This is a genomic window from Vibrio sp. Vb0937 (genome assembly GCF_033338855.1).
In genome coordinates, this window is sequence record NZ_JAWOTK010000003.1 from 210,128 (window position 1) to 232,700 (window position 22,573).

Annotated in this window: 22 protein-coding genes; 10 read left to right on the forward strand and 12 right to left on the reverse strand. The window is 44.6% G+C overall.

The annotated features are described in order from the left end of the window. Positions 1–153: 153 nt before the first annotated feature. Together cysS and R7P67_RS07840 are read left to right on the forward strand one after the other, a co-directional pair. On the forward strand, positions 154–1,536 hold the full coding sequence (gene cysS / locus R7P67_RS07835) for a cysteine--tRNA ligase (protein WP_005378155.1): 1,383 nt from the start codon (positions 154–156) through the stop codon (positions 1,534–1,536). Between the two features lie 87 nt (positions 1,537–1,623). Next, complete coding sequence (locus R7P67_RS07840) at positions 1,624–2,202, forward strand: thymidine kinase (RefSeq protein WP_042522050.1); 579 nt, start codon at positions 1,624–1,626, stop codon at positions 2,200–2,202. Between the two features lie 61 nt (positions 2,203–2,263). On the opposite strand, the gene R7P67_RS07845 is transcribed toward R7P67_RS07840, so the two are convergent. Genes R7P67_RS07845 through R7P67_RS07855 form a run of 3 tightly spaced genes read right to left on the reverse strand, consistent with a single transcriptional unit; the run spans position 2,264 to position 4,623 of the window. After that, positions 2,264–2,902, reverse strand: coding sequence for a YdcF family protein (locus tag R7P67_RS07845; protein ID WP_262652504.1), 639 nt, complete (start codon positions 2,900–2,902; stop codon positions 2,264–2,266). Then, positions 2,899–3,726, reverse strand: coding sequence for an NAD-dependent epimerase/dehydratase family protein (locus tag R7P67_RS07850; RefSeq protein WP_017634682.1), 828 nt, complete (start codon positions 3,724–3,726; stop codon positions 2,899–2,901). The genes R7P67_RS07845 and R7P67_RS07850 overlap by 4 nt, the downstream gene beginning before the upstream one ends. 18 nt (positions 3,727–3,744) lie before the next feature. Next, positions 3,745–4,623 (reverse strand): LysR family transcriptional regulator, encoded by an 879-nt coding sequence (locus R7P67_RS07855; protein ID WP_262652503.1) that lies wholly within the window; start codon positions 4,621–4,623, stop codon positions 3,745–3,747. 89 nt (positions 4,624–4,712) lie between these two features. Here R7P67_RS07855 and R7P67_RS07860 point away from each other — a divergent pair, with 89 nt between their 5' ends. After that, positions 4,713–5,159: a PACE efflux transporter gene (locus tag R7P67_RS07860; RefSeq protein ID WP_042522041.1), complete on the forward strand. Its 447-nt coding sequence runs from the start codon at positions 4,713–4,715 to the stop codon at positions 5,157–5,159. A 43-nt stretch (positions 5,160–5,202) separates the two neighbouring features. Here R7P67_RS07860 and R7P67_RS07865 read toward each other — a convergent pair whose 3' ends face one another. After that, a complete protein-coding gene (locus tag R7P67_RS07865) occupies positions 5,203–5,436 on the reverse strand; it encodes a TIGR02647 family protein (RefSeq protein ID WP_005387662.1) in 234 nt (77 codons plus the stop codon). A 298-nt stretch (positions 5,437–5,734) separates the two neighbouring features. On the opposite strand from R7P67_RS07865, the gene focA reads away from it, so the two are divergent. Then, positions 5,735–6,595 carry a formate transporter FocA gene (gene focA, locus R7P67_RS07870; RefSeq protein WP_005378146.1) on the forward strand — a complete coding sequence of 287 codons (861 nt, stop codon included), beginning with the start codon at positions 5,735–5,737 and terminating at the stop codon, positions 6,593–6,595. Positions 6,596–6,680: 85 nt separating this feature from the next. Here focA and R7P67_RS07875 read toward each other — a convergent pair whose 3' ends face one another. Further along, positions 6,681–6,818, reverse strand: coding sequence for a hypothetical protein (locus tag R7P67_RS07875; protein WP_262656357.1), 138 nt, complete (start codon positions 6,816–6,818; stop codon positions 6,681–6,683). 354 nt (positions 6,819–7,172) lie between these two features. Beyond that, positions 7,173–7,985 carry an ABC transporter permease gene (locus R7P67_RS07880; RefSeq protein ID WP_262652502.1) on the reverse strand — a complete coding sequence of 271 codons (813 nt, stop codon included), beginning with the start codon at positions 7,983–7,985 and terminating at the stop codon, positions 7,173–7,175. Between the two features lie 462 nt (positions 7,986–8,447). On the opposite strand from R7P67_RS07880, the gene torE reads away from it, so the two are divergent. The 4 genes from torE (at position 8,448) to R7P67_RS07900 (ending at position 14,289) form a co-directional block, all read left to right on the forward strand. After that, complete coding sequence (gene torE / locus R7P67_RS07885) at positions 8,448–8,627, forward strand: trimethylamine N-oxide reductase system protein TorE (RefSeq protein WP_005378141.1); 180 nt, start codon at positions 8,448–8,450, stop codon at positions 8,625–8,627. A gap of 50 nt (positions 8,628–8,677) precedes the next feature. Then, complete coding sequence (gene torC, locus R7P67_RS07890) at positions 8,678–9,862, forward strand: pentaheme c-type cytochrome TorC (RefSeq protein WP_005378139.1); 1,185 nt, start codon at positions 8,678–8,680, stop codon at positions 9,860–9,862. Between the two features lie 26 nt (positions 9,863–9,888). After that, the gene (gene torA / locus R7P67_RS07895; protein ID WP_262631775.1) at positions 9,889–12,351 is read left to right on the forward strand and encodes a trimethylamine-N-oxide reductase TorA; all 2,463 of its coding nucleotides are present in this window, start codon (positions 9,889–9,891) and stop codon (positions 12,349–12,351) included. Between the two features lie 198 nt (positions 12,352–12,549). Next, positions 12,550–14,289, forward strand: a complete 1,740-nt coding sequence (locus R7P67_RS07900; RefSeq protein ID WP_262652501.1) for a glycoside hydrolase family 36 protein — start codon at positions 12,550–12,552, stop codon at positions 14,287–14,289. A 78-nt stretch (positions 14,290–14,367) separates the two neighbouring features. Here the strand turns inward: R7P67_RS07900 and R7P67_RS07905 are convergent, their stop codons facing one another. Next, entirely contained in the window at positions 14,368–15,582 is a 1,215-nt protein-coding gene (locus tag R7P67_RS07905) for a putative manganese transporter (protein ID WP_318085928.1), read from the reverse strand. A gap of 186 nt (positions 15,583–15,768) precedes the next feature. On the opposite strand from R7P67_RS07905, the gene R7P67_RS07910 reads away from it, so the two are divergent. Continuing rightward, positions 15,769–16,674: a manganese-dependent inorganic pyrophosphatase gene (locus R7P67_RS07910; protein WP_017634678.1), complete on the forward strand. Its 906-nt coding sequence runs from the start codon at positions 15,769–15,771 to the stop codon at positions 16,672–16,674. Between the two features lie 68 nt (positions 16,675–16,742). Next, positions 16,743–17,132 (forward strand): DUF2750 domain-containing protein, encoded by a 390-nt coding sequence (locus tag R7P67_RS07915; RefSeq protein ID WP_005378129.1) that lies wholly within the window; start codon positions 16,743–16,745, stop codon positions 17,130–17,132. An 82-nt stretch (positions 17,133–17,214) separates the two neighbouring features. Here the strand turns inward: R7P67_RS07915 and R7P67_RS07920 are convergent, their stop codons facing one another. Genes R7P67_RS07920 through sapA form a run of 5 tightly spaced genes read right to left on the reverse strand, consistent with a single transcriptional unit; the run spans position 17,215 to position 22,453 of the window. Then, on the reverse strand, positions 17,215–18,006 hold the full coding sequence (locus R7P67_RS07920; protein WP_005393308.1) for an ATP-binding cassette domain-containing protein: 792 nt from the start codon (positions 18,004–18,006) through the stop codon (positions 17,215–17,217). Further along, complete coding sequence (locus R7P67_RS07925; protein ID WP_005378126.1) at positions 18,003–18,998, reverse strand: oligopeptide/dipeptide ABC transporter ATP-binding protein; 996 nt, start codon at positions 18,996–18,998, stop codon at positions 18,003–18,005. The genes R7P67_RS07920 and R7P67_RS07925 overlap by 4 nt, the downstream gene beginning before the upstream one ends. Continuing rightward, positions 18,998–19,885 (reverse strand): ABC transporter permease subunit, encoded by an 888-nt coding sequence (locus tag R7P67_RS07930; RefSeq protein WP_005378123.1) that lies wholly within the window; start codon positions 19,883–19,885, stop codon positions 18,998–19,000. The genes R7P67_RS07925 and R7P67_RS07930 overlap by 1 nt, the downstream gene beginning before the upstream one ends. Then, positions 19,872–20,834: an ABC transporter permease gene (locus tag R7P67_RS07935; RefSeq protein ID WP_005378122.1), complete on the reverse strand. Its 963-nt coding sequence runs from the start codon at positions 20,832–20,834 to the stop codon at positions 19,872–19,874. Before R7P67_RS07935 ends, R7P67_RS07930 begins: the two co-directional genes overlap by 14 nt. Next, a complete protein-coding gene (sapA, locus tag R7P67_RS07940) occupies positions 20,834–22,453 on the reverse strand; it encodes an ABC transporter substrate-binding protein SapA (protein ID WP_017820870.1) in 1,620 nt (539 codons plus the stop codon). The genes R7P67_RS07935 and sapA overlap by 1 nt, the downstream gene beginning before the upstream one ends. Positions 22,454–22,573: the final 120 nt, after the last annotated feature.

Sequence of the window (22,573 nt, forward strand, 5' to 3'; positions counted from 1 at the left end):
TCTAGTGCTTTAAAAACTCAGGAAGAGTAAATTCTTCGTTTTGTGCTTGAAGTTTAGCCGATTATCGTTTTATCGGTTAATTGCTATTACCTAACTAGGTTGGAGTTGATATACTCATCTTCTTTTATTCATTCACAATCATAGATAGAGATCATGTTAAAGATATATAACACACTCACAAGACAGAAAGAGGAATTCAAACCAATTACAGCTGGCAAAGTCGGTATGTATGTCTGTGGAGTTACCATCTACGATCTCTGTCACATTGGTCACGGTCGTACTTTCGTCTCTTTTGACGTTGTATCACGTTACCTTCGCTACTTGGGCTATGATCTGACGTTTGTACGTAACATCACAGATATCGACGATAAGATCATCAAACGTGCCGCAGAAAATGGTGAGTCTTGCGATTCATTGACTGAGCGTTTGATTGGTGAAATGCACGCTGATTTTGATGCGCTGAACATGAAACGTCCGGACGTTGAACCTCGTGCGACACAGTTTATTGCTGAAATCATCGAATTGGTTGAGAAGCTAATCGAGCGCGGTTTTGCATACGTTGCAGATAACGGTGACGTAATGTTTGAAGTAGGTAAATTCAACGAATACGGCAAGCTTTCTAAGCAAGACCTTGATCAGCTTCAAGCTGGCGCGCGCGTTGATATCGAAACAGCAAAACGCAGCCCTCTAGACTTTGTACTTTGGAAGATGTCAAAGCCGGGTGAACCAACGTGGGAGTCACCATGGGGTCCAGGTCGTCCAGGTTGGCACATTGAGTGTTCAGCAATGAACTCTTCAATCCTAGGTAACCACTTCGACATTCACGGCGGTGGTTCTGACCTTCAGTTCCCACACCATGAAAATGAAATCGCACAATCATGCTGTGCACACGATACACAATACGTGAACACATGGATGCACAGCGGCATGGTAATGGTAGACCGTGAGAAGATGTCTAAATCTCTAGGTAACTTCTTTACTATCCGTGACGTTCTTGGTCACTACGATGCTGAAACAGTGCGTTACTTCCTAATGTCTGGTCACTACCGTAGCCAGTTAAACTACAGCGAAGATAACCTAAACCAAGCACGTGCTTCGCTTGAGCGCCTGTACACATCTCTACGTGGTTTAGACCTAAACGCTGCGCCTGCTGGTGGTGAAGAATACGTATCTCGCTTCACTGCAGCGATGAACGATGACTTCAACACACCAGAAGCTTACTCAGTACTGTTCGACATGGCGCGAGAAGTTAACCGTCTGAAGACAGAAAACCTAGAGAAAGCGAGCGAACTCGGTGCGCTAATGCGTGAACTAGCTGACGTGATCGGTATTCTTCACCAAGATCCTGAAGCCTTCCTAAAAGGTGATGCGGGTAACGATGATGAAGTGGCTGAAATTGAAGCTCTGATCAAGCTGCGTAATGACTCTCGCGCTGCGAAAGATTGGGCGAATGCAGATATGGCTCGTGACAAGCTGACCGAAATGGGCATTGTTCTGGAAGATGGTCCAGAAGGCACAACGTGGCGTCGTAAGTAATTGAATTTTCATTTTTAAAGGGCTGATAATTCAGCCCTTTTATTTTCCATTTCCATAAATTAAAACTTTAACTTTAGGTAATGCTCTGTGGCTCAGATGTATTTCTATTACTCAGCAATGAATGCGGGTAAATCAACAACGCTTCTTCAATCCTCTTTCAACTATCAAGAACGCGGCATGACGCCAGTTATTTTTACGGCTGCGCTAGATGATCGTTTTGGTGTCGGTAAAGTGAGCTCTCGTATTGGTCTTCAATCTGACGCACATTTATTTCGTCAGGATACCAATTTGTATCAAGAGATCGCAGATCTGAATGAGGTTGAAAAACGTCACTGTATTCTTGTTGATGAGTGTCAGTTCTTGTCGAAAGAACAAGTTTATCAACTTACTGAAGTCGTTGATAAGTTGCATATTCCAGTATTGTGTTACGGCCTTCGCACCGATTTTCTAGGCGAACTTTTTGAAGGCAGTAAGTATCTATTATCTTGGGCAGACAAGCTGGTTGAGCTCAAAACAATCTGCCATTGCGGCCGCAAAGCGAATATGGTTATTCGTACCGATGAACACGGCGTGGCAATTAAAGAAGGCGATCAAGTTGCGATCGGCGGTAACGATAAGTATGTCTCCGTATGCCGCCAACATTACAAAGAAGCGCTCGGTAAATAAGCCGTATTGATATAGAAAAGCCACCGTACTTGGTGGCTTTTTGTTTGTCGGTTAGAAAAAGCTAGACTAAGTCAAAACCAAATCGCTCGAGTAAAGCCTGGTAAGAAGATTCGACTTGCTGAGGGATGTTCTGCTCGGTTTGAAATCCTTTCTCTGGATAGCTTTTCACGCGAGAGAAATCTTCCATTAGTGCTTCTAGCACCATCATTAATGGCATGTCTTCATTAATGTACTCAAAAAATGGAAGAGCCGCAGAGCTTACTTGGAGCTGAGTGTAGGGTGACTGCCACTGTTTTTCAAATGTCGCGATTGCTCTACGCTCCATAAACGGTTTTTGTACCAGAATAAACGAGGAACACTGTTTTCCTTCCTCTTTTAATCGTTGCTCAGTAAAGCGAACGTTTTCTCCACTGTTTGTGGATTTAGTCTCGAGCAAAACTGCTTCGCTTGGAACGCCCGACAACTTTGCAATCTCGGCAAAGGTTTCTGCCTCGCTTTTTTCAAACAGTCCATCTGTGAAGCGACCTTCACCCCCTGAAAATACAATCAAAGGTGCCAACTTTTGGTGGTAGAGCTTGGCAGCGTGCTCCGCTACACGCACATCATTACTGCACATCACAAACAAACAGTCCGCAGGCTTCAGTTCATGTTTAAGTTGCATGTAATCCCAAAGCGTTTCTATATGTCTATAGAGTCTCATAGCGCATCCAAAGTTGAATTGAAGTGAAATCGATAACCAAGTGAGAGTAGTTTGTCAGCAAGAATACGCTTGTCAGCTTGCTCTGTGACGGGTGGAAGAGGTATCTCACTTCCGATTTTGTTTATGGCAGCTTGGTAGAACTCAGCCTTGCTGACAGTATGAGGTGTCGTAACATTAATGACTTGGTTGCTTAAATTGCCTAAGGCAAATTTCGCAGCCGAGACAGCATCATCTTGATGAAGCATATTAGCTGGTGCTTTACGACTAACTTGTTGAAGCCTTGCTGCAAAGCGAGATGGGTGTCTATCTGGCCCGATTAATCCGCTACAACGTAGAATAACAAAGCTAATATTCGAGTCGATAACATGCTGCTCTGCTTGAAGCATAATACGTGCATTGTCAGAGAAATAAGGGCTTTCGGCTGCTAAAGAGATTGACGCGTCAGCTTCTTCCATATCGGAAGCAAGGTTAGGGTAAACCGTTGTAGAGCTGATCATGAGAAGTTTTTCAACGTTGTTTTGCTTAGCTGCGTTGGCAAGTATTTGCCATTGCTGTGCATATTCTTGACCGCGTCCTTTACGAAATCCTGGAGGAAAAGCACCGATAACGTGCGTAATTTGATGCTGTTTGAGCAGCTCATCTAGCCGTGCTGTGGCGTTCAATTGATTGAAATCGAACAATGCGGAGTGAGTTAATGAGGTGGGTAACTCTTTTAATCGAGTTTGGCTACGACGAGTGACGACAACATAGTGTCCATCTTTCATCAATGTTTCTGCTAGCGGAGTTCCGAGCCAGCCTGCACCTACGATCAATGTATTTGCCATTTGGGTCTTCCTACTTACTTATGTCTGCCCGAATAGGTTGAGCAGTTCTGCTTTGGCTTGTTGATGGAGGGGATCTGAATGCCATTTCTGGTGCTGAATAAGGTCAACATTGACTTGCCAAGCCAGTTTTGTGAAATCATCCCCAACCTTTTTTAATGTATTAGGTGAATACGCGACTAAATGCTGTGGTAGAAAGCACCAACCAAACCCTTTATTCGCCAATTCCAACAAAATATAGTAGTTATCAGCGTACCAGATATCTGGGCTAAATGCTTGATTGAGACCACATGGCTCTGCACTTTTGGATCGTATGACCAATTGACGATGTTGTTTTAGTTGATCAATGTGAGTGATTTGCTGCTTTGCTAAAGGATGTGTTGAAGAGACATAGACATCAAATGCAATATTGCCAAGATTGGTGAAATCGATGTGTCTTGGCATTTGTAAATCACTCAAAATAATCCCAGTCGTGGCGCGTTCCGACTTAACCAATTCAATGATATCAGGGCTTGATGCCGTTAAGCATTCAACTTGTAAGTGTGGAAAGCGTTGCTCTAACTTCTTTAGCACATCCGGCAAGCGAGTCAGAGGAATCCCTTCATCAATAGCTAAGACTAATTTGTTCGTTGGCGTGGAAAAGAGCTGTGATGCCCTATTTTTTAGGCGGTCGAGTTGGCTGATTGTTGCTTGTGCATAAGGTACGAGCGCGAGGCCATTCTCAGTTAATTTAGGGTACCTGCCTGCTCGATCAAAAAGCTCAACGCCACAGTCGATCTCCATATTCATGATGTGCTGGCTCACTACAGATTGAGCTCGCCCCAGTTTTCTAGCTGCTCCTGAAAATGATCCTGCTTCTGATGTAGCAATAAAAGCTTGCAGTTGTTCGATGGTAAACATATCGCTTAAACCGATGGTATCTAACTTTTGGTTATCTAAATAATAGATAAAATTCTAAGCATTGAGTAGAACTATTTGGACAGAGAAATATGACTCGTAACGAACGAATTTTTCATGCAGTACTTTTTGAGTTAATCGCACTCGCGATTATTGTACCAGCGGCTTCATTGATCACTGGAAAGGGCTCTAGTGATCTTGCGTTGGTTGGGGTCGGGTTGAGCATGTATACCGTGATATGGAACTACATCTACAACTTGTACTTTGATAAGTGGTTTGGTGACAATCGAGCTGAGCGAAGTTTAGCGATGCGGCTTGGACACACTATTGGTTTCGAGGGAGGATTAATCTTTATCTCTCTACCTGTGATTGCCTGGTTCTTAGAAATTACGCTTCTTCAAGCTCTAATGCTGGAAGCCGGCTTCCTCGTTTTCTTCCTATTTTATGCCACTGGTTTTAACTGGTTGTATGACAAGGTTCAACCATTTAGCAAAATGAAAAAGCGATTATTGCCACAGGCATCGACAGGAAAAATATAGGACTAAAAAACGCCACCGAGTTCGGTGGCGTTTTTTGTTCAAATTACACAGACAAAACTCTTAAAATCTTATCTGCATGTTCTGCAACTTCAATGCCTTCGTCTGTTAGATAACCACCGTCAGGCTGTGTACAAAGTTGCTTCTTATATAGACGAGCAACGGCTGCCTGCATTTCTTCTGACGCGTCTGTATGAACTTTAATACCAGTTGCAGCACTACTTAGGTCGAACTGAAGAAGTAGATTCAATTCGGCGATATGTTCAGCTGAATATTTCATAAATGATTCCTTTGCGCTTTTTTACCAAGCTAGTCTGAAAAGTAGCGTTGGGCAACATTCAACGACAAGAAGTGTTAAGTACGGCGCTATCAGGCTGATATAACGCAGGATCTTTGTTCGAAAGGTCGAATACTTGTTAAGTATCAATGATACTTACGGTAGCGAATGATAGGCGCTATTTATTGCTTGATCTCCCAATAACAACGATTTTAGTAAACACGCCAAATAGCACTTGAAAAAATAGGGAAATAGAGCGATTATCCGCGCCTCTTTAAATGTTTCTAAATGTTACACCAGAATGAACTTTAATCAGTTTGACTCACTATTACCGCCACAAGCTGCGGAACGCGCGGCTGAAGTGGGGGTAGGCAAAGCAACGAAAGCTCCAATCAAATCTTTTCTGCTCGCCATTTCTGCGGGGCTTCATATTGGTATTGCTTTCATCTTCTATACCACAGTAACGACAGGCGCAGGCGAGCTGCCTTGGGGCATTACACGACTCATTGGTGGTCTGGCATTTAGCCTTGGTTTGATTTTGGTGGTGGTTACTGGCGGAGAGCTTTTCACTAGCTCTGTGCTGACACTAGTTGCGCGTGCGAGTGGAAAAATCTCTTGGCAAGCACTTATCAAAAACTGGTTGGTGGTTTACTTTGGCAATATGGTTGGGGCCATTTTGCTCGTGGCCTGTATGCTAGTTACCAAGCAATATATGTTTGATCATGGCCAAGTTGGTCTCAACGCGATGGCGATCTCCCAACACAAATTACATCATGGTTTCTTTGCCGCTGTTGCGCTTGGCATCATGTGTAACGTATTAGTTTGTATTGCAGTTTGGATGACGTTTAGTGGGCGAACATTGACAGATAAAATAGCGGTCATGATTTTGCCTGTGGCTATGTTCGTGTCGGCAGGTTTTGAGCACTGTATTGCGAATATGTTCCAAGTACCTATGGCGATTGGTATTAAGTACTTTGCGCCAGAAGCGTTTTGGCAAATGACAGGGGCAGATATTGCAAACTACGCGGACTTAAACATGATGGGGTTCATCGTAAACAACCTAATTCCTGTTACGATAGGAAACATTATTGGTGGTGGCGTATTTGTTGGCATGTGGTATTGGATGATTTATCTACGCGATGAAGATAACCATTTGCGATAAGTTTAGAAGATCACAAGAAAGGCGAACCAGATGGTTCGCCTTTCTTTTTATTTGTCTCTGCAAATGTCAAATAAGTCGAGTCATGCTAAAGCAACTCTTCGTTGATGCCAAAATCGGTTGGGAGCCAATGAGAAGTTACTTCCTTTGGTTCTTGAACGAGCCAATCCAGAGGTGCATCGGACAGGAGTTCATCGTAATTTTCTTTGATCATTAAGACATCCATGTACGTCTCTCCAAGTTTGTGGTCACTGCCTTTACTTTAAAATTAGAACATGTCAGTCACGTGATCAATGCATGACGATTCGATTGATCACTTATGTTGCTATGTTTCTGGTTGCGTATGGGTTTTGGGGGCTTATCCACATTTTCTGTGGATAACCTGTATCAAAGGTCGTGCGTATCTAAACTTGCAAAGAAAATTTCATAAAATTAGAGGCTTATATCAAAAAGAATTCTGCCTGACTTTTCATCTGAAAGCGTCTTGATGAGTGCTCGAAGAATAGTTGAGTTATTCAGTTATAAGTACGTTCGACTTGGCAACATGAGTTGTTTAACGGGCTTTACCCACAAGCGCCAACTAACCGTGAGTTTTGGTCGATTCGGGTTGCTCGATTTTTATCTTGATTCGGCCTTCTTTGGTTTGTACCCAGCGCAATGTCATTTCTAACGTTATGGTTACGGAGGCACTCAACATGACGAAAATAGCCAGCATAATTACTAACTGGTATTTAATCGCAACCATCGGGCTCGCGCCACCTAGAATTTGACCGGTCATCATACCCGGTAAGGTAACCAGCCCTGTAGTGGCCATAGAAGCTAAAGTCGGGGCAAGGGACTTTCTAAGAGCCTCCTGAATGAAGGGGAAGGATGCGTAGCGAGGAGAGGCTCCAAGTGAGATTGCAGCCTCATATTCTGCTTGTCTCTGCTCAAAAGCCGTAAACAAATTCTGAAGAGCGATGATATTACTACTCAAGCTGTTACCCAATAACATACCAGCAAGTGGGATCATGTACTGCGCATTGTAAATAGGGGATGGTTGCACTAAGCCTGCTGTAATTGCTATCAGAAGTGGTATTAGACCACAGGTAAGGCCCGTTAGTAGCGGAAGCATAAGTGGCTTTTTAGGTAAGCGAGCTTTTCCCGCAATTGAGCTGGCACCAATCAGTAGCATGATGGCAAGCCAAAGTATATTGACAAGTAAGCTGTTTAATTGAAAAAGATATTCTAAATACACGCCAATCAATATGAGCTGAAATGTCATTCGGATAACACTGATTATCGTGTCTTTTGCTATCCCTAATTTGTAGCGGGCATTGATAAAAAAGGGGACCAATAAAATCAAACCAAACAGTGCCAGTTTGACCCAGCTTATATCCAACACGTTATCCATAATCGCTCCTTGAAAGTACGCGAATAATTGTATCTAAGCCTCTCCTTTATATGAACCACTACGTGCACTTTTTGCTGTTCTTAAAGTAAATCTTGAGTGCTATTTTAGACATTAATACGCAGCATTTTGTTTACAAACGGTTATCTTTTTCGGAGTTTTTAAGTCGATTTATGGCATGGTAATTACGATTTAAATGTGATCGATGTTTCTTAAATGTTGGTTATTTAACAACTCCTTAAAAGACTTATTTTGTCACATCTGTTCATGTTTTTTAATAAATAACATCAATCCATCATATCTCTGGATGAGCTCAAAAAAGTGTTGAATTACAAGGTCTGAGGTCGCTTATTTGATTGAACCCTACTATTAGTATGGTCTAACATTTTCCATTAGAGATTGTAAAAAACTTAAGCTTGGTTACGCGGGCTTTTCAATAACACTAGATACAAAATAGGCAAATGTATGAGTGATGTTAATAAAATTGAGAGTGGTGAAAAACGCTCCCTGGAGTGGAAGTCGTTCCTCTTCATTGCAGTTGTTCTCTTCCCAATTCTGAGTGTGGCCTTTGTTGGCGGCTACGGGTTCATCGTTTGGATGTTGCAAGTCTTCTTCTTTGGGCCTCCAGGCGCACACGGCATGTAAGCCAGTGAGCTCATAACCACACTTTTGAAAAGATTTTAAGAGAGCAAATAATGAAATCATTAATCATTAAACTGTGGCGTACCATGACGCGCCCAGCTGTACATATCAGCCTAGGTGTGCTGACTATGGGCGGCTTTATTGCTGGTGTTATCTTTTGGGGTGGCTTTAACACCGCTCTAGAAGCAACCAACACAGAAGAATTCTGTATTAGTTGTCACACAATGCGTGACAACGTATACGTTGAGCTACAAGAAACGGTGCACTGGAAAAACCACTCTGGTGTTCGTGCTACCTGCCCTGATTGTCACGTTCCACATAACTGGACAGATAAGATCGCTCGTAAGATGCAAGCTTCTAAAGAAGTATTTGCACAAGTATTTGGCAACTACGACGAACCGGGTGTGTTCGAAGAGCGTCGTATCGAACTTGCTAAACACGAATGGGATCGTTTCTCGGCAAACAAATCTCTGGAGTGTAAAAACTGTCACAACTACGAATCGATGGATTTCGAGCAAATGTCTCCAACCGCTCGTATCCAAATGAAGCAAGCCGCTGAGAAAGATCAAAGCTGTGTTGACTGTCACAAGGGTATTGCGCACAACCTACCAGCAGGCATGGACAGCATTGGCGGTATCGTGGGTGATCTAGAGGGTATGACTTCTAACACGGATTACGGCGTTGGTCAGCAACTCGTGAGCGTTCGTCACCTACCAATTTACTTTGATGCGCAAGGCAGTAAAGAAGCTGGTCTTCTTAATCCTGCATCGACCGTTAAAGTTCTTGAAGACAAAGGCGAGTTCGTTGAAATCGAAATCGACGGTTGGCGCAAAGCAAAAGGTTTTGGTCGTGTAATTCAAGAAGACTTCGGTAAGAACATTGCGACTGCGTCTCTGATGAAAGAAGCAGCAACAGACAGCAACATTGTGACGACTGGTGAGAAAAAAGTGGATGAGCTAACAGGCCTTCCTTGGGAAAAAGTAGCGGCGAAAGTATGGATTAAGAAAGAGTCTATGCTGAATGACATCAATCCTGTTTGGGAAAAATCTCGTGAAGCCTACAAGACCAATTGTTCTGTATGTCACACTCAACCTGCGGAAGCGCACTTCGACGCGAACACCTGGCCAGGTATGTTCGACGGTATGTTGGCGTTCGTTAACCTAGATACAGACAGTGAAGCACTGATCTTGAAGTATCTACAGAAACACTCTTCAGATTATGCTGAAGGTCACCACTAATAAGCGTCGGATTGGAGTAATTTTAAATGGCTATTACACGAAGAAGTTTTCTTAAAGGTGTAGCAACCACAAGTGCAGCGTCAGTAATTGGTCCTAGCTTATTGGCGTCCGCCTCTGCAAATGCCGTTGAGACGACAGGTACTTGGAAAGTAACTGGTTCTCACTGGGGCGCGTTCCGCGCCCACATCTACGCGGGTAAAGTTCAAGAGATCAAGCCGCTAGAGCTAGACAAAAACCCAACAGAAATGTTGAACGGCATTAAGGGTATTATCTACAGCCCTTCACGTGTTCGTTACCCAATGGTTCGTCTAGATTGGTTGAAGAAACACAAATACAGCGCGGATACTCGTGGTAACAACCGTTTCATCCGAGTAACTTGGGATGAAGCGCTAGATTTGTTTTATCGCGAACTAGAACGTATTCAAAAAGACTACGGCCCATGGGCGCTGCATGCAGGTCAAACAGGTTGGAACCAAACGGGTTCATTCAACAACTGTACTGCGCACATGCAACGTGCAGTAGGTATGCATGGCAACTTCATCACTAAAGTAGGTGACTACTCGACGGGTGCAGGTCAAACCATTATGCCGTACGTGCTAGGTTCAACCGAAGTGTACGCACAAGGTACGTCTTGGTCTGAGATCCTAGAAAACTCTGACAACATCGTTCTTTGGGCTAACGACCCAGTGAAAAACCTTCAAGTAGGTTGGAACTGTGAAACGCATGAGTCGTTTAAGTACCTTGCACAACTAAAAGAAAAAGTGGCGAAAGGTGAGATCAACGTTCTATCTGTAGACCCAGTGAAGAACAAAACTCAGCGCTACTTAGAGAACGATCACTTGTACATCAACCCGCTGACAGACGTAGCGTTCATGCTCGCTGTGGCACACGTGTTGTACAACGAAAACCTGTACGATAAGAAGTTCATTGATACTTACTGTCTCGGCTTTGAAGAGTTCATTCAATACGTTCAAGGTAAGACAAAAGACAAAGTAGAGAAGACGCCTGAATGGGCAGCAGCGATTTGTGGCGTGAAAGCGGACAAGATCCGTGAATTCGCACGCATGCTAGTCAGCGGCCGTACACAGATCCTGATGGGTTGGTGTATCCAGCGTCAAGAGCACGGTGAGCAGCCATACTGGGCAGCGGCTGTGGTTGCTGCAATGGTTGGTCAAATCGGTCTACCTGGCGGTGGTATCTCTTACGGTCACCATTACTCAAGTATCGGTGTGCCTTCTACTGGTTTCGCGGGCCCTGGTGGTTTCCCTCGTAACCTTGACCAAGGTATGAAACCTAAGTGGGACAACAACGACTTTAACGGTTACAGTCGTACTATCCCTGTTGCACGTTGGATCGACTGTCTGCTAGAACCTGGCAAAGAGATCAACTACAACGGCGGTAAAGTGAAACTGCCTGACTTCAAGATGATGGTTATCTCGGGTTGTAACCCATGGCACCACCATCAAGATCGTAACCGCATGAAGAAAGCGTTCCACAAACTTCAAACGGTTGTAACGATCGAGTTTGCTTGGACTGCGACATGTCGTTTCTCAGATATCGTTCTACCGGCGTGTACGCAATGGGAACGTAACGACATCGACGTATACGGTTCATACTCGAACAAAGGTCTGATTGCGATGCATCGTCTCGTTGATCCATTGTTCCAATCTAAGCCTGACTTCCAAATCATGAGTGAACTCACTCAGCGTTTTGGTCGCCGCGAAGAATACACTCGTGGTATGAGCGAGATGGAATGGATCGAAAGCCTTTACAACGATTGTAAAAAAGCGAACGAAGGTAAGTTTGAAATGCCAGAATTCAACGAGTTCTGGGAGAAGAGCGTACTAGACTTCGGTGAAGGTAAACCTTGGGTTCGTCATGCGGACTTCCGTAAAGACCCTGAGCTGAATCCACTAGGTACGCCGTCTGGCTTCATCGAGATCACGTCTCGTAAGATCGGCCGTTACGGTTACGAACACTGTCAAGAGCACCCAATGTGGTTCGAAAAATCAGAGCGTTCACACGGTGGTCCTGGTTCAGATAAATACCCATTCTGGTTGCAGTCTTGCCACCCAGATAAGCGTCTTCACTCTCAGATGTGTGAGTCTGAAGAGTTCCGCGCGACTTACGCGGTACAAGGTCGTGAGCCGGTTTACATCAACCCAGCGGATGCCAAAGCAAAAGGCATCAAAGATGGTGATTTGGTACGTGTATTCAACGGTCGTGGTCAGCTATTAGCTGGTGCTGTTTTGACTGACAGCTACCCACGTGGCGTTATTCGTATCGAAGAAGGTGCATGGTACGGTCCTCTAAACGAGAAAGAAGGCGCAATCTGTACCTACGGTGATCCTAACACGCTAACGCAAGACATCGGTTCTTCTGAGCTTGCACAGGCGACTTCTGCGAACACATGTATCGTAGACTTCGAGAAGTTCACAGGTAAAGTGCCGCCAGTCACTTCATTTGGTGGTCCGATCGAAGTTGCTTAATTAGTGCAGTTTGCATAAATCCAAATACCAGCCTCAGGGCTGGTATTTTTTTATCAAAATTTCAGTGAGCGTTGTCTCAATAGTAACTTCATAACGTTAAACGAGACTGGTATTCGTGATGATGGTAACGAATTGGGTGAAACAAGCAGGAGATAATGCGCCAAGCTAAACAATAATAATTAAGTGAGTAGACTCTTTATGGCTCAGAGCATTCAATTAGCAAATCACACTGAGATCACTGTGAATAACAATGACTCCCAAGTTGAAGTCAAGGGTAATCAATTACATTTTTCTTTTGCCGGTCTTCACAATAAAACCTTTACCGACCGTGAAGTGTTATTCGAAATGCCGTTTTTGTACGAGCACGAGGCCAACGTAATTGGGGATGGTTTTCAAATGTTGGCGCAAACGGCGGGAACGATCAATCACCCCGTTGATATTGGTCGCTGCCCAGACAATAATCCTTCTTATCGAATCTACCCTAAAGATGCCCCTAAGCGTTATTACAACTATTTAGTGGTGGAAGGTTCAGCGGGCTACACATTATTTGGCTTCACATCATGTCATCGCTTTGCAGGCTATTTTGATGTTGTGCTGCGTGATGGGCATTGGGTTTTATCAGCCGCAATTGATGGTGAGTTGACTCAAGTGGCGGATTGGGAAAGTAATCAACTTGAGTCCGTGGCGGTACTCTGCGGTCAATCACTGTCCGAGCTTTATCAAACCTATGGCGAGATGATTGCAGAGCATCATCCTGTTCGCCAAGGTGTGACACAAGATACGCCTGTTGGTTGGTGTTCGTGGTACGCGTACTACGCAGACGTGACAGAGCAAAACATCATGCAGAACGTAGATTGTATGCAAGATAAGCTCGAAGACCTAGAGTGGGTACTTCTGGATGATGGCTATCAAGCCTTTATGGGCGATTGGTTAACCCCATCAGATAAGTTTTCTGGTGGCGTAAAAGAGCTCATTCATAACATCCGTGCAAAAGGAAAAAAGCCGGCAATTTGGATGGCGCCTTTCATTGCACAGCCTGAGTCGGAGATCTTCAAACAGCATCCAGAGTGGTTTGTTCGCCACAAGGATGGTGGCTTACTTAAAGCAGAAGATGTCACATACGGTGGTTGGCGATGCACGCCTTGGTACATACTCGATACCTCAAACCCAGAAGTACAAGACCATCTGACGCATGTAGTCTCTGTCATGAGACAAGAGTGGGGCGTTGAGTTGTTCAAGCTAGACGCGAACTATTGGGGCACCTTAAAAGGTGTTCGTAAACAATCTGGTATTACAGGCGTTGAGGCGTATCGCTTAGGAATGGAAGCGATTGCCAAAGGCGCTGGTGATGCGTGGCTTTTAGGTTGCAACGCGCCAATGTGGCCATCTCTGGGGCTTGTGGATGCAATGCGTGTTTCTGACGATGTAGAGCGTCATAGTCGTCGATTCGAACAGATAGCCAAAGAAACCTTTTACCGTAGTTGGCAGCATCGAAAATTGTGGCAAATTGACCCGGATTGCGCCACGTTCACTTCATTAGCTAATCAATCTGCATCCAGAGAAGAGTATGAATTTCATCGCACGGTGTTATTAGCGAGTGGTGGTTTGCTGCTGTCTGGTGACCCGCTCCCTGAGATTACGCCGTTTGCTAAGAAGACACTGTCTAAGCTCATGTTACGTCAACAACGTAACCAGCAATCTGCAAAGTTTACCGCTTTGAGTTTAAATCACGCGTTTTTAAAACTAACGACGAAGAATGACCTCCATTGTTTGTTTAATTATGCGAGTTACGGAGCGATGGAATTTACGCTGACGTCTGATCAACCGGTGGACTGGTATGATTACTGGACAGGGGAAAAGCTAAACCAAGAACCTTGCCAGTTGTTAATGGTGAGCGTGGATAAAGGGCTCAATGCGAAAGCGATCGTTACAGCATAAAACGTGAAGTAAATCGCCTAATACCAAGATCAAGAAAGGAGCCTATTGCGGCTCCTTTCTCGTTTGATGCTCTGAGCGTTAGAACTCGAATAAAAAGTAATACCCGTATCCAACAATAAACGCAGGAATGGACGAGTAAATAGTCGCGACCAAAGCAGCTTTCGGTGCCATTGCAATAGCGGGGAATAGGGCGTCACCATCGTTAGAAATCGCATTGGCCAGTTGCGCAGAAAGTGGCGCTGCACCAGAAATGTATAGGCTAGTGACTAAAATTTGCGGTCCACAACCAGGCAACATACCAATGGCTAGGCCAGCTAATGGCATCCAAATTCCCCAATGAGAAAAGGTTTCTACAAGGTCGAGTCCAGAAAAATAGGTCGTCAGTTCAAACGCCAGAAACGCCACGATCACCCAAGCACTGACGAAATTCGTATCTTGTGCTGCTTTTTGAATCGGGTGTGAGTCCACGATTTTTTCATCTTCAGAGACCGTTGACTGATAATCGCCGAGCTCTTTTGTCATAGCCCACAACGACATTGTGATCACCGCGAAGATAGCGCCCAGCCATTCAATGGTATTGGCCTGCAAAGACAACAGCTGATTAATATCGATTTGGAAAGACATTAACACAGCAACGACACTAGCAGGCACAATAAGCCATTTCCAAAATGCGCCTTGTAGATTGATTGCACGTTGTTCAAGGGGTGTGTGTCGGTCTGTCTGGTGTTGGCAACAAGCATGTGTCTGAGGTGCTTCTTTTGGTTCTGGTCGCAGAAAGTTATCAGCATGAAAAGCATTAACGACTAACCCTGAAAGAGTACCCACGATAATGCCTAATCCAACCACGCCTAATCCAACACTTGGTTTGGCGGCCAGAAGTAAAAAGGCAGCGTCACCCATTGTTGAAGTAAGTACCGCGACAATCGCACCAAATCCTACTCGGCCACTAATAAATTGCGTTGTCACAACAATAGCGCCACCACAGCCAGGCAAAGCACCCAACAAAGAAGCAAAGAAAACCTGATGATTACGCGAGCGATGATATAGCTCGGTAATTCGATTGGTTTTCGACATAAAGTTTGAAAGATAATGATAAATAGCCAATGTGGCAGCAACATAGCATGACACCGCCCAGAATGAGTCGGATAGCGTCTGTACGGCTACGTCACGTGTATTTTCATTGCCTAGCAAAATGAGCATGACGATAGGGATCAGCAATCGCTTATAAGCTAAACGAAACTGAGTAGGCTGAAACAACTGTTGTACAGAGTGTAATAATTGGGTCGCGTTCATCGTTTACTCAAATGCAAATAGGAATAATTATCATTATATGTAAATGAGATTTATTCGCAATAGCATTGTGAACTTTTCTTCGTGTCAAACTCTCTGAAATCAGGTAAAGTATCGGCCTTTGTGAGCAAACACGCCCTAATTAACTGTATTAGGCGGCGTATAAAATTGACTTGAATAGGAAGAAACATGATTCTAGTTGTAGGTCATAAGAACCCAGACAGTGACAGTATTTGTAGTGCACTCGTTGCAACTGAACTTCTAAAAGCGCGTGGCGTTGAAGCTATGCCAATTCGCCAAGGCGAAATCAACCGTGAAACTCAGCACATCCTAGAAGTTGCTGGCGCTGAAGTTCCTGAGCTTCGCACATCAGTTGCGGGTGAGACCGTTTGGCTAGTAGATTACTCAGATCTAGCACAAGCACCAGACGATATCGCAGAAGCTGAAATTGCGGGTATTGTTGACCACCACCGTCTAGGTGACGTGATGACAGTAAACCCAATGGAAGCATGGATCTGGCCTGTTGGTTGTACCAACACTGTTCTATTCAACATGTTCAAGATTGAAGGTCACGCGATTACTCCACAAATTGCTAAGCTAATGATGTCAGCAATTCTATCTGACACAGTAGGTTTTGCTTCTCCAACTTGTACACAAAAAGACAAAGATGCCGTTGCTGAACTAGCGGCAATCGCAGACGTACAAGATGTTGACGCGTTCACTAAAGATCTTCTAATTGCTAAAACAAACATCGAAGGTCTATCAGCGGCTGAGCTTGTTGAGAAAGACCTTAAAGGTTACCCATTCAACGGTCGTGACGTAGTGGTTGGTCAGGTTGAACTTGCAACTCTTGAGCAAGTTGACGGTATGATCGAAGCACTAGAAGCAGACCTAGAATCTCGTTGTGAGAAAGATAACCTAGCGTTCGCTGCTGTAATGCTAACAGACATCACGACTGCTCAAACTCGTCTTCTATACAAAGGTGAGTGGGCTGAGAAGCTTGTTAAGCACGAAAAAGACGGCATGCTAATGATGGAAAACACGCTAAGCCGTAAGAAGCAAGGTTGGCCTTGGCTTCAAACTGAGCTAGCTTAATTTTCTAGCATATACTTTAAATGCCCGCCTAGCTGCGGGCATTTTTCTATGGGAAATAGGAGACGAATATGTCTGAGCAACTGACCCAAGAGCAGATGGATACCATTAATCGCTACAACGAAGAGCAACGTTTAAAGTACTGCGTAAAAGAGATTGTGGCGAATCGTAAGGTTTGGATTCTGAAAGACGAACATGGCTGTGTCATGTTAAATACAGAAGATGATGATTGTGTACCAGTATGGCCAAACGAAGAATTTGCTTTGCAATGGGCGAATGGTGATTGGGAAGATTGCGAGCCTGAGGCGATCTCTTTAAACAAGTGGCACAGCCGTTGGACCTCTGGTCTAGAGGATGACGAGCTATCGATTGTTGTATTCCCAAATCAAAATGAAGAAGGGGTCGTATTGTTTCCTGACGAGTTTGATTTTGAACTGCGCAAACAAGCGAGCCGCCGTTAGTTTTTTGATTAGTACCCATGCAATAAAGAAGCCTGCGTTAAAGCAGGCTTCTTTACATTTGCACGATTACATCTTTGATAAGCTATTTTGTTTGATGGCTTGGCGCTTTATAAAAGTGGCTTTCGACTAGTCGTTGAGTAATAGGATGCTCGGGATGAGTCAATACTTGGTTGGTCTCGCCAAACTCGACCACTTCACCTTCATGCATCACCATCACTTTATCAGTAATATGCTTAACAATGCCAATATGCTGAGACACGTACACAAATGACAATCCCATCTCTTCTTGCAACTCGAGGAATAAGTTAATGATCTGCGAGCGCATTGCCATATCCAAACCGTTTAACGCCTCATCAGCGACAATGATGGAAGGTTGAAGAATAAGTGCACGAGCCAAACACACGCGCTGTTTTTGACCGGCAGCTAGCATTTGTGGATAAAAATAGGCGTGCTCAGGCAGCAATCCTACGCGGAGCAGGGTGTTCTTTACACGCTGCATGCGCGCATCTGGCGGCATGTTGGTATTTCGCTTTAGCGGACCTTCTAAAATACGACCAATCTGGATTCGTGGGTTTAACGATGTGTTTGGATCTTGGAAAATCATGCGGATGAGCTTGCAGCGTGTCGCGTAATCTTTGTGCTCCAATCGTTCGCCATTCACACGGATCTCTCCGGAGCTTGGTTCAACAACGCCAGCAAGCATACGAGCTAGTGTGGATTTTCCTGACCCGTTTTGACCAATAAAACCAATAGTTTGTCCTGGCTCTAAAGTAAAGCTTACCGGTTTAACTGCCTCATTAACCTGACGTTTGAACAGACGGGAGCGCGTAACAAATTGCTTCGATAAATTATCGACTTCAAGTAACGCACTCATGACTTTTTCTCCGTGTTCAATGGAAAGTGGCAGTTAAATTTATGATTCTTAATTCGTCTGGTGTGTGGAATTTCTACACATTGTTTCTGCGCATATGGGCAACGTGGTCCGAGGCGACAACCGATAGGTAGATGCTGCAATGGCGGAATCGAGCCCGGTAGGGATTGGAGTTTTTGCTTGTGTGGTACCCAATCATTAAAGTCAGGCATCGCTTTAAGCAAGGCATCGGTGTACGGGTGCTTGGGTGCCGCAATGATTTTACTGGTATCGGCAGACTCCACCGACTGACCACAATACATTACCGTAATACGTCCTGCCCACTGTGTTATGGTCGCTAAGTCGTGGCCGATAAGCAGAATGGTTGTGTTATTAAGTTGGTTCATGCGGCTCAAGAGACGCAAGATTTGCGATTGGGTAATCGGGTCTAAGTCGTTGGTTGGCTCATCTGCGATCAGCAACTTTGGTTTGGTCGCTATCGCCATGGCAATCATGACTTTTTGACACTCACCATCAGTCAGTTCATAAGGGTAGCTACCCATTAAACGCTTGTGATCTTTAATACCCACTTTATGCAAAAGCGCGATGGCCTGTTTTTTACGCCATTTAAATCGCTCCCACCATTTCCCTTCAAATGCGCGAGATGGAATGGATTCAATCAATTGACGCCCGACTTCCTCTGAAGGGTCAAGACAAGTTGAAGGTTCTTGGAAAATCATCGCAATATCACGAGCAATGACGCGCCGACGCTCTTTTGGTGTAAGCTGAAGCAAGTCAATATTGCCAAGGCGCATACGGTCTGCGGTGATGCGCCAGTTATCTTTACTTACCCCGACAATCGCTTTTGCAACTAAGCTTTTCCCTGAACCAGACTCACCTACAAGACCACGAATTTCGCCTTCGTTCAAAGTTAGGCTCATTCGGTCAACGGCTTTGACCAACCCTTGAGGTGTTTCGATCTCAATGGTCAAATGTCGAATATCTAACAACGGCATTATTCGATCCCCGCATTAAGCGCTTGACGTACACCTTCACCTACTAAGTTTAGGGTAATAACAGTAAACATGATGGTCAGGCCGGGTAGGGTCACTGTCCAAGGTGCAATATAAATAAGCTCGACAGAGTCACCTAATATTGCTCCCCACTCGGTGCTTGGTGCCTGTGCGCCTAGGCCAAGAAAACCCAGTGCCGTAATATCTAAAATCGCAGCAGAGAGCGCGAGTGTGATTTCAGCGGCAATGACCGTCAGAATGTTAGGAAGAATTGAACTCCACAGTAAGTAGAAATCATTAGCGCCATCAAGGCGTGCTGCCATTATGTAGTCTTTTTCAACTTCGGTGTGGACTGCGATATAAACGGAGCGAATAAAACGCGGAATCAAAGCCAAGCAGATTGCGAGTAAAATATTGAACCCACCAAAGCCTAGAAATGCCACAAAAATGATTGCTAATAAGAGCGACGGGATCGACATGACGGTATCGAGCAAGTGGTTGAGAGTACTCGACAGTAAGCCTTTCGTCATACCTGCCAATACGCCAATTAAACAGCCTACAACGGCAGCAATTGCGGTGATGGCGACAGCAGCGCCAAATGTCAGCTGAGAGCCCATAATCAGGCGCGAAAGAATATCTCTACCTAAGTCATCGGTCCCCAAAAAGTAATCAACCGTTCCTGCTGGAGCCCATGATGGCGGCACAAGCAACTCACCTGACTGTGCTTGGGCGTCAAATGGTGCAAGTAGGGGGGCAAAAATGGTAATAAGGACGATAAACACCAAGCACCACAAGCCAAACATGGCTAGTCCGTTGGCGCGGTAGCTTCGCCAAAAACGCTCAAACTGTGTTGGAATGCGCTCTTCCTGATAAACGTTATTTGTTAGCATACCATTCCTTTCGAACTAAAGGGTTAATCATCGCGCCAATCAAATCCGAGAGTATGTTAGCGGTAAGAACCAAAGTCGCAAGTACCATCACGCCAGCTTGGATAGATGCATAGTCTTGGCTTGCTAGCGCATCTAAAAGCCAACGACCAATACCTGGCCAGTTAAAAATAGACTCCGTGATGATAGCTAAGGTAATCATACTCGAGAGTTGAACACCAACTTTGGGAATGATAGGCGGTATCGCATTCCGCAATACATGTTGAGTTACGATTTCGCGGTTAGAAAGACCTTTGATTCTCGCTGCACGGATGTAGTTTTGGCTCATCACTTCCGCTACCGAGGAGCGCATTAGTCCGACAACCTGGGTGGTTGGAGCCAAAGCGAGCACCAAACATGGCAGCACCATATGCTCAATAACGCTTTGCAGTGCGTGAGCGCGGTATTCGCCTTTCGCCATGAATGCGTCGATAATGGCAAACCCGGTTACATGATCAATTTCGTAAAGTAAATCATACCGTCCCGCAACGGGAAATAGTTGGTATTCCAATGAAAAGACCATGATAAGTAGCAGAGCTACCCAAAAGATTGGGGCGGAATAACCAGACATTGACATGAATGAAATGCTGGTATCGAGCCATTTACCTTGCTTCATCCCAGCCACGGTTCCAAGAGGAATGCCGATCAAAAGGGACACCAAAAAGGCAAAAAAGCACAGTTCCAAAGTGGCTGGGAATACAACGGCGAGCTCGTCGTAAATCGCATTGCCGTTTTTACTTATGCCAAAATCGAGTTGAGAAAGGTTGATTAAGTAAGTTTGCCAGCCAGACCAAAAATCAACGTTTGCCCAGTGCGAGAGAGGGTCAAGGCGAAGCAGAGAAAAACCTACTAATGTAAGGATCATCAAAGTGATGATAAATAGGTTAAAGCGTCGAACGGTATACCAAAACATCAGTGAATTCTCTCAACTCTATCAAACGGTTGGGCATTGAAAGGGCTTGATTTGAAGCCTGTCAGCGATTTGTCGTGCACACGGAACTGCACGCCATGCGCCAGAGGAATAACCGGGAACTCTTGATTCAAAATGTTCTGTGCTTGGCGATATAGGTTCAAACGGTAACGCGGTTCTTGAGTTTCTAACGCCAAATCGAGCAAGAAATCGAAGTCATCGTTACACCACATGGACACGTTAAGGCCAACGCGGTCAGACTCGCAAGATAATAAAGGGCGGAAAAAGTTGTCAGGATCCCCGGTATCACCAATCCAACCTGTTAAAAGTAAATCGATATCGTTGATGTTCTCCAAATCCACACGTTCAAACCTATCATCGGTCAGTAGCGTTAATTTAACCCCAATATCGGCAAAATTCGCTTGGATTAACTCCGCAGTCTTGCGAGGGCTTGGGTTAAAAGCACGTGGTTCAAGTGGTACCCACATGGTCAATTCTAGGCCGTCTTCGTAGCCTGCATCTCGAAGTAGTGCCAATGCATAATTCCGGTCATAACGAATTTTTACGCTGTCTTTTTGATAAGCCCATGAATTTGGTGGTAGCAAGGTATAAGCTTGGGAGCCAGTTCCGTAGTAAACCGAATCTAAAATATTTTGACGGTTGATCGCTAAGTTAAGAGCTTGGCGAACTCGAGCATCACTCAGCGCGGTGGTTTCTGTGTTTATCGCAATAAAGGAAACGTTGTTAGCTGGTGTAGCCGTCAGCTCAAGGTTGTCATTTTCTTGAATGACAGGTATTTGGCTCGAAATAGGTGAAGAGAGTACGTCACACTCGTTTCTTAAAAGTTTAGCTAATGTACCCGTGCCTCTGTGAGAGATATCGAACACCACTTGTTCCATTTTTGCTGGTGACTTCCAGTAATTAGAATGACGCTCTAATCGAATCAAATCGTTCACTTGGTACTCTTTTAATTGATAAGGGCCGGTACCGATAGGAAGTTGGTCGATTTCTTCTTTATGATCTTTTGCTGCCAATTGCTGTCCATACTCCGCAGACAAGATAACCGCATGGCTGGTGGCAATATTGGCCAAGAAAGAAAAGTTTGGCTGAGATAACGTAAACCTTACCGTATGCTCATCTATTGCAACCACGTCTTGGAGTAGGTTTTGAAAATCTAACCCTGCAAACCATGGATAAAAACCACCACCTACTTGGTGAAAAGGATGGTCTACATCGATGATTCGCTTGAAGCTAAATACCACATCTTTTGCATTCAATGGGCGAGTGGGTGTGAACCAAGGCGTGGTTTGGAATTTAACACCACGTTTAAGCTTAAACGTGTATTCCGTCCCTGATTCATTTACTGACCAACTCTCGGCGATGCTTGCCACGGGCTGATGTGATTTAGGATCGAGCGTGAGCAGCGTATCGTACAGCTGCGGGCTAAGAGCCTCTGCGGTAATACCGCTATCAATAAGCTGAGGGTTAAACGTGGTCGGCTTACCTTGTCCGCAAAACACAAAGCCAGCTTTGCGAATATCATTGTGGTCAATTTCATCGCCACAAGCGGTCAGTAGGCTAATCCCAATAAGGCTCAGCGATAATCTTATAAAAGCATTCATAATATGAAATGTTCATTGGATCTTGCTCGTTTCGTTTGATCTTACTCTTTCAAAGCTAACAAGCGAAAATGATCTCGCTAATTTATCACCTTTGTGAACTCGCTCCAAACATAAAATCCA